Source organism: Streptomyces sp. NPDC001020, assembly GCF_053599115.1.
The window spans coordinates 1-13957 of sequence record NZ_JBSFLQ010000020.1 but is presented as its reverse complement, the minus strand read 5'-3'; the positions used below and the strand labels follow the sequence as shown (position 1 = coordinate 13957).

At 68.4% G+C, this 13957-nt stretch carries 13 protein-coding genes and 2 pseudogenes; 4 read left to right on the top strand and 11 right to left on the bottom strand.

The window, feature by feature from the left end:
- Positions 1-19 precede the first annotated feature (19 nt).
- Together ACWDEX_RS20075 and murJ are read right to left on the bottom strand one after the other, a co-directional pair.
- Positions 20-616 (bottom strand): hypothetical protein, encoded by a 597-nt coding sequence (locus ACWDEX_RS20075; protein ID WP_450464968.1) that lies wholly within the window; start codon positions 614-616, stop codon positions 20-22.
- Positions 617-759: 143 nt separating this feature from the next.
- Complete coding sequence (gene murJ / locus ACWDEX_RS20070) at positions 760-2328, bottom strand: murein biosynthesis integral membrane protein MurJ (RefSeq protein WP_450465109.1); 1569 nt, start codon at positions 2326-2328, stop codon at positions 760-762.
- 161 nt (positions 2329-2489) lie between these two features.
- Here murJ and ACWDEX_RS20065 point away from each other — a divergent pair, with 161 nt between their 5' ends.
- Complete coding sequence (locus ACWDEX_RS20065) at positions 2490-3464, top strand: NAD(P)H-dependent oxidoreductase (protein WP_450464967.1); 975 nt, start codon at positions 2490-2492, stop codon at positions 3462-3464.
- 78 nt (positions 3465-3542) lie between these two features.
- On the opposite strand, the gene ACWDEX_RS20060 is transcribed toward ACWDEX_RS20065, so the two are convergent.
- The 3 genes from ACWDEX_RS20060 to ACWDEX_RS20050 all read right to left on the bottom strand — a co-directional run bounded on the left by ACWDEX_RS20060 (position 3543) and on the right by ACWDEX_RS20050 (position 7019).
- Positions 3543-4565 carry an alpha/beta hydrolase gene (locus ACWDEX_RS20060; RefSeq protein ID WP_450464966.1) on the bottom strand — a complete coding sequence of 341 codons (1023 nt, stop codon included), beginning with the start codon at positions 4563-4565 and terminating at the stop codon, positions 3543-3545.
- A 139-nt stretch (positions 4566-4704) separates the two neighbouring features.
- Positions 4705-6336, bottom strand: coding sequence for a phosphodiester glycosidase family protein (locus tag ACWDEX_RS20055; RefSeq protein ID WP_450464965.1), 1632 nt, complete (start codon positions 6334-6336; stop codon positions 4705-4707).
- 245 nt (positions 6337-6581) lie between these two features.
- Entirely contained in the window at positions 6582-7019 is a 438-nt protein-coding gene (locus ACWDEX_RS20050; protein WP_450464964.1) for a DUF3592 domain-containing protein, read from the bottom strand.
- Between the two features lie 502 nt (positions 7020-7521).
- On the opposite strand from ACWDEX_RS20050, the gene ACWDEX_RS20045 reads away from it, so the two are divergent.
- Positions 7522-7785 (top strand): helix-turn-helix domain-containing protein, encoded by a 264-nt coding sequence (locus tag ACWDEX_RS20045; protein ID WP_450464962.1) that lies wholly within the window; start codon positions 7522-7524, stop codon positions 7783-7785.
- Positions 7786-8177: 392 nt separating this feature from the next.
- Here ACWDEX_RS20045 and ACWDEX_RS20040 read toward each other — a convergent pair whose 3' ends face one another.
- Positions 8178-9923 carry a DEAD/DEAH box helicase gene (locus ACWDEX_RS20040; protein ID WP_450464961.1) on the bottom strand — a complete coding sequence of 582 codons (1746 nt, stop codon included), beginning with the start codon at positions 9921-9923 and terminating at the stop codon, positions 8178-8180.
- A gap of 87 nt (positions 9924-10010) precedes the next feature.
- The gene (locus tag ACWDEX_RS20035; protein ID WP_023544341.1) at positions 10011-10214 is read right to left on the bottom strand and encodes a cold-shock protein; all 204 of its coding nucleotides are present in this window, start codon (positions 10212-10214) and stop codon (positions 10011-10013) included.
- 433 nt (positions 10215-10647) lie between these two features.
- Between ACWDEX_RS20035 and ACWDEX_RS20030 the strand changes: the two genes are divergently transcribed.
- A complete protein-coding gene (locus tag ACWDEX_RS20030) occupies positions 10648-10995 on the top strand; it encodes a DUF1330 domain-containing protein (RefSeq protein ID WP_450464960.1) in 348 nt (115 codons plus the stop codon).
- Between the two features lie 110 nt (positions 10996-11105).
- On the opposite strand, the gene ACWDEX_RS20025 is transcribed toward ACWDEX_RS20030, so the two are convergent.
- On the bottom strand, positions 11106-11642 hold the full coding sequence (locus ACWDEX_RS20025) for a GNAT family N-acetyltransferase (protein ID WP_450464959.1): 537 nt from the start codon (positions 11640-11642) through the stop codon (positions 11106-11108).
- Positions 11643-12091: 449 nt separating this feature from the next.
- Between ACWDEX_RS20025 and ACWDEX_RS20020 the strand changes: the two genes are divergently transcribed.
- Complete coding sequence (locus ACWDEX_RS20020) at positions 12092-12598, top strand: peptidylprolyl isomerase (protein ID WP_450464958.1); 507 nt, start codon at positions 12092-12094, stop codon at positions 12596-12598.
- Positions 12599-12780: 182 nt separating this feature from the next.
- On the opposite strand, the pseudogene ACWDEX_RS20015 reads toward ACWDEX_RS20020, so the two are convergent.
- From ACWDEX_RS20015 to ACWDEX_RS20005, 3 genes and pseudogenes are all read right to left on the bottom strand, one after another.
- A pseudogene (locus tag ACWDEX_RS20015) lies at positions 12781-13028 on the bottom strand (hypothetical protein); the annotation flags it as partial.
- A gap of 209 nt (positions 13029-13237) precedes the next feature.
- Positions 13238-13477, bottom strand: a complete 240-nt coding sequence (locus ACWDEX_RS20010) for a hypothetical protein (protein ID WP_450464956.1) — start codon at positions 13475-13477, stop codon at positions 13238-13240.
- Positions 13474-13725, bottom strand: a pseudogene (locus ACWDEX_RS20005) (integrase core domain-containing protein); the annotation flags it as partial. The pseudogene ACWDEX_RS20005 and the gene ACWDEX_RS20010, both read right to left, overlap by 4 nt.
- Positions 13726-13957: the final 232 nt, after the last annotated feature.

Below are 13957 nucleotides of genomic sequence, written 5' to 3'. Positions count from 1 at the left end.
GTCTCGCGCTCGGCGGTTTTCAGATCTTGCCCATGTGCTCCACAGTGCGGTGCCCCAGCTGCCGGCTGAACTCCGCGCAGAAGCCGGCCGAGAGCGGCGGCCAGCCCCAGAAGTCGAAGGCGAGGGAGCCCACCGCGAAATTGGGCTCCCACCGCCACTCCGTGACCGAGACCGAGGCACCGCAGGTGGAGCAGGGGGCACTCCCCTCACCCGTCTCCTTCCAGGCAGCGATGCCCTCCTTGAACGGCTTCCAGACCTCGACGTCCGCCTCGAACTCCTCGGGGTAGTCGATAATCACGGTCCTGGTCTCGCACCGTGGGCAGACGGCGTATTCCGCATCGTCCTCTCCCTGGCCGCCGACGTGGTACTCGCGCCCGACCACGACCGCCACCGGGCCCGGTCGCCAGTCCGGGTCCGATGAGTCGGCAACGGCCCGCGCCCAGTCGGGGCCAGGCACATAGCCTTCGTCCACATGCAGGCTGTACACCCCGTCGCGGGACGTTTCACGCGTGACCAGGCCCTCGGTGACCAGCCAGTCGACCATCCGATCAGCGAGTTGCCCAGCCTCCTCCGCGGTCACTTCGACATCAACGATCCGCTCGAAGAAGTCACCCATCGACCTTCAACTCCTCTCGATCAGTGCCCGCCACTATGCCGACACTCTCTGACAATGGCTGTGACATCGGTGGCGGAGCGAGGGGCGGCGGCCCGGACGGCGTGTCCGTCCTGAAGGCCGGGGGTCGCGTGCGAGATCCCCGGTCAACCCAGTCCTGGCAGGCTGCCCAGTTCACCGATTCGCAGAAGCCGTGCAAAGAGAAGGAACAGCACGGCCATGGCGAGGCCGCCCGCGGCCAGCGAGACAGCCGGCGTCCAGGAGACCGATGTCAGGTTGTGGCTGCATGAGTAGGCGATGAGCCAGCCGACAGCCCCGGCGCAGGTGGCGGCCGTGGTCAACCTGGCATAGGTGCGGCAGATCCGTCGGCCGTCGAGCAGCCCCTCGGTGCGCTTCCTGAGCCGCAGAGCCGTCATCAGCAGGCCGATGGCGTAGGACAGGGCATAGGCGGCGGCCATCCCGGTGACTGCCCACCGGGGGGACAGCAGCAGATGGCAGGCCACAGCCAGAGCGATGTTGATGCCGCTGATCCACAGCGCCATGCGGAACGGCGTGCGGGTGTCTTCGAAGGCGTAGAAGCCGCGCAGCAGGAGGTACTGAGCGGAAAACGGGATCAGCCCCAGGCCGAAGGCCTGCAACATGTGGCCCAGAGGGACGGTATCTGCGGCGTCGGCGGCACCATGGGCGAACAGCAGTTGCGCGATCTGCGGGCCGAAGGCGACGATGAAGAACGCTGCCGGGACGATGATGACGCCACTGACCCGCAGCGCTCGGGACAGATCGGCACGCAGGTCGCCGAGACGATGTTCGGTCACTGCCCGGCTCATCCGCGGGAGGAGGGCGGTGACGAGGGAGACCGTGACGATCGACTGGGGCAGCATCCAGATCTGCTGGGCGTAGCTGTAGGCGGTGTATCCGACGCCATCGCTGGGCAGGGCGGCGTCCGCGGCGGAAGCCAAGCGGGTGACCGCCGTGCTCGCCACGAGGTTCGCCAGCACGAACAGCAAGGTCCAGCGGGCCGCGTTCACGCTCTTGCGCAGGCCCGCGCCCCGCCAGTCGAAGCGCGGTCGCAGCCGGAAGCCGGCCGCGTGGGCGTACGGAACCAGGGCGAGTGCCTGGAGGGCCAGAGCCAGAGTGGTTCCGATGCCGAGCAGCCTGACCTGGGCATCGTTGATGTCCGAGACCTTCTCCGGGACGGTCATCATGCCGAGGTAGAGGCCGAACATGGTGATCAGGACGAGGTTGTTCAGGACGGGGGTCCACATCATCGCCCCGAACCGGTTCCGGGCGTTGAGGACCTGCCCGAAGATGCTGAACACACCGTAGAAGAAGATCTGGGGAAGCAGGAAGCGAGCGAAGACCACGGTCAGCTCGAACGCGTCGTGGGTGGCGGGCGTGTCGTGCTGGTAGACGCTGATGATCTCGGGAGCAGCCCATGTGGCCAGCGCGGTGCCGATCCCGAGAACGCACATAACGAGAGTCACCAGGCGCTGCTCGAACGCCGCCCCGCCATCGGGGTCTTCCGCCCGTGCCCGGATCAGTTGTGGGACGAGGACAGAATTCAGCGCGCCGCCGATCAGCAGGAAGTACAAACTGGTGGGCACCGTGTTGGCCTGATTGTAGGTGGTGGCCAGCAGTCCGGTGCCCAATGCCGCGGCCTGCAGCACATTCCGGATCAGTCCGGTGGCGCGTGAGACCACCGTTCCGGCGGCCATCAGCGCGGACGACCGCATCACTCCACCGGCCTTCGCCCCCTTGGGGGCAGCATGCTTCCCGCGTCTCGTGCCTGACCGCTCCAACTGCTCGGGTGACGTCTCCTCAGCCATGGGAACAATCTACGATTCACAGTCCCACCGGCTCGGAGGAACCTGTCTCGGTGAGGGCGCAGGGGATCACGCCGTACTCGTCCACGCGCTCCCCGAGCATCGCGACCGGGCAGTTGGATGGGGCGGCCGTCAAGGCCCGGCAGGTCTACCACTCAGCAGAGGGCGACACGGTGGGCGCCCCGCTGTACGCCATGACCAAGCAGGGTGACGGGGCCTGGCTGCTGCACGCCGGCCTGAACACCGAAGTGTCTTTCGGGCGAGCCCTTCCGGCCTCTTGGAGACCCGTGGCCTCACTATGGATCAGGACGCATGGTCCGCGTGGTGCCCTGGCCGAGCACGGCACCCGTCACGGAAGGACGTACCACATGCCCACGGACGCCCAGCCCGGCCCGCTGCGGGTGCTCGTCTTCGGCGCCGCGCTGCGGGCCGATTCGTTCAATGCCCGCCTCGCGTCCCTCGTGGCCCGGCTGATCTCCGACACCGGCGCCACCGTCGACCACGCCGCGATGCACGACTTCGACATGCCTTTGTACGACGGCGATGTGGAGGCCGCCGAAGGGCTGCCGAACGGCGCGCTCTCGCTGCGTGACCGGATCGAACAAGCCGATGCCTTCGTCATCTCCTCACCCGAGTACAACGCCTCCGTGCCGGGCCTGCTGAAGAACGCGATCGACTGGGTCTCGCGTGTGCGGCCGCAGCCGTTCAAGACCAAGCACGCGATGCTTGTCTCCGCCTCGCCGTCCCTGGTCGGCGGCAACCGCGGACTGTGGGCGCTGAGGGTCCCACTGGAGCACCTCGGCACCCGCGTCTATCCGGACATGTTCAGCCTTGCCGACAGCTACCAGGCCTTCGCGGAGGACGGAACGCTGATCGACCCGGGACTGCAGCAACGTCTGTCGGCAACCGTGGCCGGTTTCCTCAGCCTCGTCGAAGCCGATGTGCGATACGTCTGTCTGCAACGCCGGTGGTACGAATTCCCGGGCGACCGCACCGAGGCGTCCGTCACCCAACGGGCCGAGGGGTGAGCCCGGCCGTGGGGGCGGTGCCTGATGTCAGCTGACCTTCCCTACGGCCGGGGTCTTCAGGGTCGCGCCGCTGTCGGATCAGGCCGGAACGCGTAGCGCCCGCAGCAGCATCGGCAGCGACGCGTGCAACTCGCGCTGCCAGTAGGGCCACGCGTGGGTCCCCGACCCGTAGAAGTTCGTCGTGACGTGCTTCGCGCCGACGCGTTCGAGTTCCCCCGCGAGGGCCTGGTTCTGTCGGTAGAAGTCCGCCTCCAGGTCGCTTGTGGCGCCCGGCGGGTCCAACGGGCCGGTGGTGCCGTCACCGCACGACAGGTAGACGGGGATCGACTTGAGCCGTTCGGCCAGGTGGAACGGGTCATGCGCCGCCCAGATGCCACGCTGGGCGACCGGGTCGCCCCAGACCCGGCGCGGATCGTTCCCCTGCCCGGCGAAGAACCCCATGATCCGGTTCACTGACTCGTCGTTCAGCAGCGGGTGCACGGAGCCGGAGTACGCCGCGGCGGCCTTGAACATACCGGGGTGCCGGGCGGCGTACAGAAGGGCGCCCTGGCCGCCCATGGACAGGCCTGCCACGACACGGTTGGTGCTCGCTCCCCAGTCACGCTCGAGGAGCTGGCGCAACTCCTCGGTGTGGAAGGTCTCCCATGCGGGGTCACCGCCCTTGCCGTAGTTCCACCAGTCGCTGTACCAGCCGTTCCAGCCCGCCTCCGGCATGACCACGAGGACGTCGCGCAGGCTGTCGGTCCGTGCTACGTCGGTTGCTCTGGTCCATGACGTGTAGTCACCACAGCAGCCATGCAGCAGCCAGAGGGTGGGCCAGTGCTGACGCCTGTCCCCCGGGTTCCAGCCGTCGGGTGTCAGCAGGCGTACGTTCACCGTGCGACCGCCCAGGGCAGCCGACCGCACCGCCAGGTCGACCTGCCGGTCGGCGACCCTGGTGACCTGGACGACCTCGGCGCCCCGATCCGGTGCGGCGGGCCGGGCCGCCTGCCCCGTCGGCGTTGTGGCGGCGAACGCCGAGGGGGCGGAAGACAGGGTGAGCAGCAGTGCGGCAAGGACGAGCAGGAGACGGGGACGGCGGCGGTGCCAGGCGGCGATCATGCGGCTCCCTGCGGTCGGGGTTGTCGACGGGGATGTGCGTGGTCCGGGCCGGATCGGCTACGGCTCGCCGTGGGCGCGGCCGGGGATCGACCCGGTCGGCATCAGCGGGCCGGTCTCCGCCCTGCCGGTGTCGACCGGGTCAGGATCGCCCCGGTCGGGAGCGATCGGACAGAATCAACAGGGCATCTCCGATGGGGCGTTCGCCGGTGGCGTCGGAGGGGTGGTTGATGACGTCGCCGCCCGACACCATGGTGGTCGATCCCCCTCCGTCGAGATTCATCGCGTCGCGAAGCCCGAGCGCGCGGGCGACGGCAGCACTTTCGGGAATGCTCAGGCCCAGCGAGTCGGTACTACGGCCGTCGGCAGTCACGAGTACGGTCCTGCCCTGCGCGTCCACGCCGGCCAGCGTGCGCGGATTACGCTTGTGCATCCAGCCGTAGTAGAAGCTCGGATTGCCGGGCTGCACCATGCCGTCGGCGGTCGGCGTGATATGCGGTCGTCCGTCGCGGACCAGCTCGGGACCGCCGTTGACGATGTCCGTGGCCGGTGACGGCGACACCTTGCGGCCGCGCCCGTCGCGCAAGGTGCTCTCCACACGTAGTGGCTGGCCTTTGCGCGCGAGGGAGGTCAGTTCGGAGACGAGGTCGCCGGTCGCCTGTACGGAGCTGCCCCCCTTGGGCAGTGTGCCGCCGCGCGGCGAGCGTAGTTCCTGGACCCGACCGCTCCCGTCGAGCACAGCTTCCACCCCCTCGCCGCTCGGGGTGCTCTGGCCGAACTCCGGCGTGAACGCCACGAGTTCGTTTGGATTGGTGCAGGTGAAATCGTGCAGGGGCAGCGCGGTGGGCAGGTCGCCCTTGGAGCCGCCGCAGTTCCTGATCAGGCCCGGCACCCGGTTGATGCCGTTCAGGGGAAGCGACGTGCCCCGCCCCGCGACCTGCCCCTTCCAGGTGAACCGGCTGATCTCGGTCCTGCCGGAGTCGTGGACGATCAGCGCGGGTCGCCCGTTCACCGGCTCGCTCAGCAACCGGCCGTCATAGACACCGATGCCGGCGGGATCGCCCGGCGCTCCCGCTTTCGGATCAAGGACGAAGAAACCGGCGTTGACGGCGGCGGTAACACCGGTCTTGGCCGCCAGTTCGCTGGTCTTCTCACGGTTCTCGAGGTCCGGGCCGTACGACGCCGTCAGCTCGCCGCTGAACCGACGCGGGTCGATGGTGAGCACGTCGATCCGCCAGGGCCCCCGGTCACTGGCTCGGCCGTCCCAGCCGGTGTATACGGCGGACCCGGCGTATCCGGCCGCCCTCAGGCGGGTGCGCTCGGCCGTGGCGGCGGACTGCTCGGCGAAGTCACCGACCCTCACCCGCCACCCGAGCGTGCCGCCCGCGTAGTCGGCGACCGCCGGGGTCGTGACCTTCTCGGCGCGGGCGTCGAACCCATCCCGTTTCAGGTCCGTGGTCAGTTCCTCTGCACTCGTCCGGTCGTTGAGCGCGGTCGGCGGCGCGTCGGGGTCCGGCGACCCGGCGCCGCCCGGGATGGCGACCTCGACGGTCCACGTCAGCGCGGGGGTGTCGGCGCCGCGCACGATTCGGGTGAGAGTGACCCCGGGTTGCAGTGTCCTGGTACTGCGGGTCTCGGTCAGGTCGGCGGCGCCCAGCGGCAGGCCGCGGGCCACGGACCCGGGCCGCGGTGCGGACGAGGCGGGTACCGGCAGAGCGCCCACGACGGCGCACAGCGACAGGACCGTACACGTGCCCAGCAGTCTTCGGTTCACGTCTCCCCTTCGGTGGTACGACGCAGCAACGGTGCGCGTGGTGAGGACCGTGCGTCAAGACGTGTGCACATCAATAGAGGGGGTACGGATGACGGCCTGACCGAACCGCGGATGTGGTGGCGATGTGGCCAGGGTGCCGCGCCCATACCGGCATTCAGCGCACGGTGCGCCGCGAGTCCACTCGTTCATGACGGCTTGCGCGTCACGCGGCTGACATCTCGACAGGCGGCCCCGGCTGCCGTCCATTAGGCGCTGAGGAGGCCCCAGTTCAGGGCGAGGGCGTACAGCGTCACGAACGAGATGAGCGCCAGAGGAAGGCAGGCCAGGAGCCGCACATACACCGGCCCCCAGGTGTCCGGTCCCGCGATGGTGGCTCGCTTGTGCGGGCGTGCCGGGTCGTAGCAGACACGAACCGGCGCGCCCTCCTCGTACCCGAAGGCGCCAGGCCGGTCCTTGAACTCGGTGGTCTCACCTTCCCGGGTGCGGAAGGCGAAGGTGAACTCGGTGCGATGGTTACCGCCTACGTGGGTAGGCGAGATCACCTGGCGTCTCGCGCACCACCCCTGAGTCCGCTCGCCGTGCAACACCAGCCAGATCACGATGATTGCCCGACGGAGCAACAGGACGATGCCCGCCGAACAGGCCAGGCCCAGGACCAGGGCGACCATCTCTATCGTCGACACGTCAATGCCCACTTCTTCGTCTTCTTCAGCGCAACACTGTCGATGGTGTCGCCCGTGAGGTGGGCGACGCAGAGCCGCTCGGCTTCCAGGTTCAACTCGAGCCCTTACTCGTGCGCGTCGGCCACGCCATCGTACGTGGTCTTGCTGGACTTGCCTCTTGTCGTTGGACGACCGACTCATCTCGTGGTCCCCGAACGCGTCCCAGCCCTCCACGACGGCCGCGAGGATCCGCTCCGAAGGGGTTTACCTCACCACACCCATGGCTAGACACCGCAGATCGCTTCGAGGCTGAGGCTGCTGGGACGGTGGCTGCTGGCAGGCAGTCTGATCGCCGAACTCATAGAAGCCGTCGCGAAGACCGCGCTGCTCGCCACCCTCACCACGGACGTCACACTCACCGCCGGAGCCTGGCTGAGCATGTGGGCGACGCCATACCTTGCGATCCTCACCGCACTGGGGCTGATCACGTTCGCCCGGATCATGGGTGCAGGCGCCACCATGCGTGAAGACCTCGCGGGGGTCGTCTGATGTCCCCCAAACGCATGAAGGCCATGGCATCCAGGTCCACCTCGACCGGCTCCTGGAAGAACGCGGCATGACACTCGCCGAACTCGCAGCCCAAGTCGGCGTCACCAACGTCAATCTGTCCATCCTCAAGAACGGACGGGCCAAGGCCATCCGCTTCACGACGCTCACCGGTCTCTGCGAAGTGCTGGACTGTCAGCCCGGAGATCTGCTCAGTCACCGCCCTTCTGACCGGGACTGATCCTGGCCGGATCCGAAAGACGGACTCAGCAAGCTCTTGCAGCATTGCCACTCCAGAGCAGGACGTCCGCGGCGTCGGGCACCGCCCACCCCGCGCGTCGAGGCCAGCCGACGCGTGAGTGCCGACACCCGCCCGACCCCCGTCCGGGGCGAAGGCCGGAGCAACCGCCCGGCTGGGTCAGTGTGTACCACGTCCCCGCGCAACTCCATTCCCCACCGCCCGTGAGGAACGAAGGCGCCTTTCGGAGAGCCGACGTACTCAACAGCCGACCGCATCGTAAGAAGGCACCTGTCGCGTCGTCTCTACGCGATCGCCGACGACGAGGTGTACCTGAGGACGGCGAGCCCGAAGCCGTTTCCCGACCTCGGGCCCCCTACGCCCAGCTCGAAGACCTACGAAAGGTCGTCACCGGGGCCGGAGTTGCCCGATGCGGCAGAGCTGCGCCGGCCGCCTCGGCGGTCGGAGCTGCGGCCGCCCGTCCCGGCAGCGCCCCCCTTGGCTCCGCCGGCCGTCGAGCGGCGGCCGGAGCCGCGAACTGCCTTGCCGGATACGGCGCCGGTCGCGGCCCTGCGGTCCGAACTGCGGCCTCCCGCACCGGATGCAGCACCCGTGGCCCCGCCGCCTCCCGCCCGGCGGCCAGAACCGCGGCCGCCGGATGTGGAGTTGCCGCCGGCCGCCGCCGACCCGGCCGAGGCCCGACGCTCCCGGCCCTTGACCGTGGTGGCAGCACCTGTCGCCGGTCCGGTCCCGCCGCTGTTTCGGCGACGGCGGCCGGAACGCCTGCCGGGCTCGGTGCCGGCCTTGCGGTCCGGGCGGGACGCCGCCGGTGCCGTCGGCTGGGCGGCCTCGATGGTGACGGCCACGCCGGATGGCTCGCGGGCGCCGGTGATAGTGGCCAGTTCGGCGTCGTTCGACTTGATGCGGGCCGACCGGGGCCGAATGCCCGCGTCCGACATGAGCCGGGTGACCTCGCGTTTCTGGTCGGGCAGGACCAGCGTGACCACGCTGCCGGAGCCACCGGCGCGAGCCGTGCGACCGCCCCGGTGGAGGTAGTCCTTGTGGTCGGTGGGGGGATCGACGTTCACCACGAGGTCGAGGTTGTCGATATGTATGCCCCGGGCCGCGACGTTCGTCGCCACCAACGCAGTGACCTGGCCGTTCTTGAACTGCTCCAGAGTGCGATTCCGCTGCGGCTGGGTGCGGCCTCCGTGCAGGGCCGCCGCCCGGACACCGACGGCCAGGAGCCGTTTGGCAAGCCGGTCAGCGGACCTCTTGGTGTCGAGGAAGAGGATGACCCGGCCGTCACGGGCAGCGATGCGCGTGGTGACGGCCTTCTTGTCGGTCTCGTCCTGGAGGTGGAGCACGTGGTGCTCCATGGTGGTCACCGCTCCTGCGGACGGGTCCACGGAGTGCACCACGGGGTCGGTCAGGAACTGCCGCACCAAGCGGTCGATGTTGTGGTCCAGGGTGGCCGAGAAGAGCATGCGCTGTCCGTCGGGCCGCACCTGCTGGATCAGCTTGGTGACCTGTGGCAGGAAGCCCATGTCGGTCATCTGGTCGGCTTCGTCCAGCACGGTGATGCGTACCTTGTCGAGCACGCAGTCCCCACGTTCCACGAGGTCGTTGAGCCTGCCGGGACTCGCGACGACCACCTCGGCGCCGCGTCGGAGCGCTCCGGCCTGCTTGGTGATGGACAGCCCGCCGACCACGGTGGCCAGCCGGAGGTTCACCGCCGTCGCGTAGGGGGTCAGCGCGTCCGTCACCTGCTGGGCTAGTTCACGGGTGGGCACCAGCACGAGAGCGAGGGGTGCCTTGGGCTCCGCGCGCAGTCCGGCCGTGCGGGCCAGCAGCGCCAGCCCGAACGCAAGGGTCTTGCCGGAGCCGGTGCGTCCCCGTCCCAGCAGGTCACGGCCGGCGAGCGAGTTGGGCAGCGTGGCGGCTTGGATGGGGAAGGGGGTGGTCACGCCTTGCGCGGTGAGGGTCTTCAGCAGCCCCGCCGGCATGTCCAGATCGGCGAAGTCCTCGACGGCGGGAAGCGCGGGTGTCGTACCTTCCGGCAGCCGGAACTCTCTTGGCGACGACGCGCGCGGCGGGGTTGCCGAGGAACGCCGGTTCGACTTCTGAGGTCTGCGGGACATGCAGGTGTTTGCCTTCCTGAAAACAGCACACACCGGGGTCCGCACCATGTCGGTGCGGACCCCGGTGAGCGGATACGCGTCCGGCGATCAGGCGGGGACGATGTTCTCCGCCTGCGGGCCCTTCTGGCCCTGCGTGACGTCGAAGGAGACCCGCTGACCCTCCTGGAGCTCACGGAAGCCCTGGGTCGCGATGTTCGAGTAGTGAGCGAAGACGTCGGGACCGCCGCCGTCCTGCTGGATGAAGCCGAAACCCTTTTCGGCGTTGAACCACTTCACGGTTCCCTGTGCCATGACCTTCTCCTTCTGTAGGCAGAGGCCCCATCCGGAGATGCCGGAAAACAAATAATGCGCCCGAAGGAGAAACATTCCCGTCAGGCGCACATAGGTTCATGGGTACCACAACTGCAACTCGCAAAGCCTAGCACACCTCGTTGGGCCGGGTAGATCATCGAGGGACTGATGACCGAGGGCGACCCCTCTGACACAGTCGGCTGTGTTCGCGGACGTGATGGTTGCGGGACGCCCCATATGGCGCTGCTGTCCGACGCCGCCCCTGTGCCCATGTGGCCGGTGACCACCGGACGAGCGATCAAGGGTTCGGGGCGGTCGCGTAACGGTTGCTCGTTGAACTCTACGAGGCTGCTTACCTCCCAGGTCGTCGACTCTGACGCGCCCACATGACACGATCACCGGCGTACGGAGCCCGACCGACCGGAAGGACACCATGCCCGCCTACGCCATAGCCCACCTCCAGGAGTCCGCCCCGCACCCGGAGATCGCCGAGTACATGGAGCGCATCACCGCCACCTTCGAGCCGTACGGCGGCCGCTTCCTCGTGCACGGGACGCAGCACGAGGTGAAGGAAGGCAGCTGGCCCGGGCACATCGTGTTGATCGGCTTCCCGGGGATCACCGAGGCGCGAGCCTGGTGGGACTCACCTGAGTACCAGGAGATCGCACCCCTGCGCTCCCGGCACATCGACGGCGACATCATCCTGGTCGAAGGCGTCCCCGAGGGCTACGACTCGACTGCCACCGCGAAGGCCATGCGGGAGGCCCTGTCCGCCGAGTAGCCCTCGAGGTTCCGGGCCTCGCGCACTCAGGGGCCCATTGGTCAACCCACACACCCCCGTCGGTCTGGGGGCTACCAGAGCCATCCGACGTCGAGTTGGGCCCGGCATTGCTACTCCTCAGCCCACCGGGGGGTGTCGGTGCGCAGCACCGAGTACAGGACCTGGTCGTGCCAGCGGCCGCCGCGCCACTGTGCGGAGCGCAGGGTGCCCTCACGGGTGAAACCGGCCTTTTCCAGGGCGCGTTGCTCGGCGAGGTTGGCGTGGTCGGTCCAGGCCTGGATGCGCTCGGCGCGGGTATGCGCGAAGAGGTAGCGGACCAGTTGGCGTTGGGCGGTGGTGCCGGTGCCGCGTCCCCGGGCAGCGGGGAACAGGCCGATGGCGACGCTCCAGCAGGAAGAGGTGTCGCGGCGACCCCAGGTGGAGGCGAACCATTCGACGCGACCCACGGCGGTGCCGGCCGCGGTGACGGTGAGCACGCCATCGTCACGGCCGAGCAGCCCGTCCTCGGTGAACCTGGCGCGCAACCGATGGGTGGGGGTGAAGCCGAACCACTGGAACGAACCGGTGCCATCCTCTTCGGCGAACTCCTCCTCGAACAGGTCGAGATCAGCGGGGGTGACGGGGCGGAGGGACACCTCGTGGGCCATGTGGACTGCTCCTTGGTCGCCGCATTGACGTCGCGTCAGCAATGACGCGGGCGGATGTTATCCAACCCGCGGAGCGGGCCGCCCTGGCGCTGGCCGAAGCCATCACGCCCCTGCCCCGGGGCGTGTCGGACAAGGTGTACGGGTTACCGATCCGGGGATGCGGTCGATCACCCTGTGAAAGGCGGGATCGGTCAGCCGAAGGCCGCCTGCACCACCCGGCGGTCAGTGAACTGCCGCCACCACGTCAGATGTCTCCCTTGACAAGGGAGTGCAATGAGGTGCGCGGAACTCGATATCCCACGGGCAGTTGCGCGGCCGGCGAGCTCGCCACTGACAGAGCGCCTTCCCGCCTGTCACCCCGGCGCCTGTCTGGGGAAGACAGCAGGCTCCCGGCGTGACAGGCTTACGATCACTCACCAGGCAACCACGCGCCGAGTACGGAGTGCTTCATGACCAATGTCCGGTTGACCACGAACTTCGGTGACATCGTGCTGGCGCTCAACGATGAGAAGGCGCCCAGGACCGTCCAGAACTTCCTGTCGTACGTCGACGCCGGCCACTACAACAACACGATCTTCCATCGGGTCATCCCGGGCTTCATGATCCAGGGCGGCGGCTTCGCACCCGGTATGAGCCAGAAGCCGACCCAGGAACCGATCGAGAACGAGGCGGACAACGGCCTGAAGAACACCCTCTACAGCGTTGCCATGGCGCGTACCAGCGACCCGCACTCGGCGACCGCTCAGTTCTTCATCAACGTCAACAACAACGACTTCCTGAACTTCTCGTCCAAGTCTCCCCAGGGTTGGGGCTACGCGGTCTTCGGCGAGGTGATCGAGGGCCAGGACGTCGTCGACACGATCAAAGCGGTGAAGACGGGCAACAAAGGCCCTCACCAGGACGTCCCCAAGGACGATGTGATCATCGAGGCTGCCGAGCGCGCGGCCGAGGCGTGAAGGGCCGCTGTCTCCCGGCCAACGGGGGCGGGCCCGTCCGTCACAACGGGCCCGTCGTTCTGCCGCCGCCGTCGCTGTGGGCGGGCGACGGCACCAGGGACAACAATCCCGGTGCCGCCCGCATTCCGGCGCACCGGTGCGCACTCTCGCAGGATCAGGTGGCCGGCTCGGCGGCCGAGACCCACTACAGGGGCCGTGGCGTCGCGGACAGAGCAGTAATAATCGGCCATGCCGCCCCGGTAGCGCCATGGCAGCGCGTCCACGTACCCGTCGACCAGCTTGAACTGCTCCAGTGCCGCCTCGTGCGGTCCTGCAACGAGAGGTAGTACGCCAGCAGGTGCCGCAGCTCGGGCAGCCGCGGGTGAGCCGGATCGGCCGCCGCCGCGTCAGCGAGGCCGGCGTCGACCCGGGCCACCATCCGAGTGCGTCGGCCATCGTGGCGTCCAGCAGCTCGTTCCAGTCAGCGGTGCGGCGGAACGTCCGTGTCCCGTCCGTGAGGATCGTGTCCTCGAGTGCCGCCAGGGTCTGTTCCGGGTCGGTCAGCAGGGCGAGCGCGGAGCCCTTGGCTTCCTCGGCGCGTCCGTCTGCGGGGAGGGCCCCGATCCGGCAGACGCGTTCGGCGGTCGGTGAGTGCGAGTCCTACGGCGACACAGATTCGTCCGGCAGTTGTGTGCGCAGCTCCACCAGGTTCAGTGCGCGGGCGGTCAGCAACCGGCCGAAGCCGCCGAAGAACTCGCCGCGTGGCGGCAACAGCCGTGCCTGCATGCCGAGCGAGGCATAGGACTCGATGTAGAAGTCCTGTGCGGAGGCGAGAACCTGCACTCGCGTAGTGCCGCGGCGGTCGGGGCTTCCACCTTGATCGTGGACACCGGTTGTCATGCAGCGATGGCCAGCGTAGTTGATCTCTGTTCGAAGGCGACCGGCGCGAGGTAGCCGATCGTAGAGTGCCTGCGCCGGTGGTTGTAGAAGCCGATCCAACGGAAGACTGCGAGCCGGGCGGCTCGTTCGGTTGGCCAACCACGCCGGTCGGGAAGGATCTCCCGCTTGAGCGAGGCGAAGAACGACTCCGCGGCGGCGTTGTCCGCGGAGGTGCCGACCGCTCCCATGGATCGGAGGATCCCGGCCTGGTGGCCACGCCAGGCCCAGCAGCGGCGACACACCGTCGCGTTTCGAGGAGGGAGCGTCCCCGGCCGTCGGGTGAGCCCGCTGTAGCCCCAGGGCACCCTGTCGCCACGCGATGCGCATCGACGTAAACCGAATGTTAAGAGCTCGTAACACGATCATGGTGAGACGCGGTCTACCCTTGTTGGGGTGTCGTCCCTCGCTGTTACTGCTTTTTCGCACTCATCGGCGTCTGCC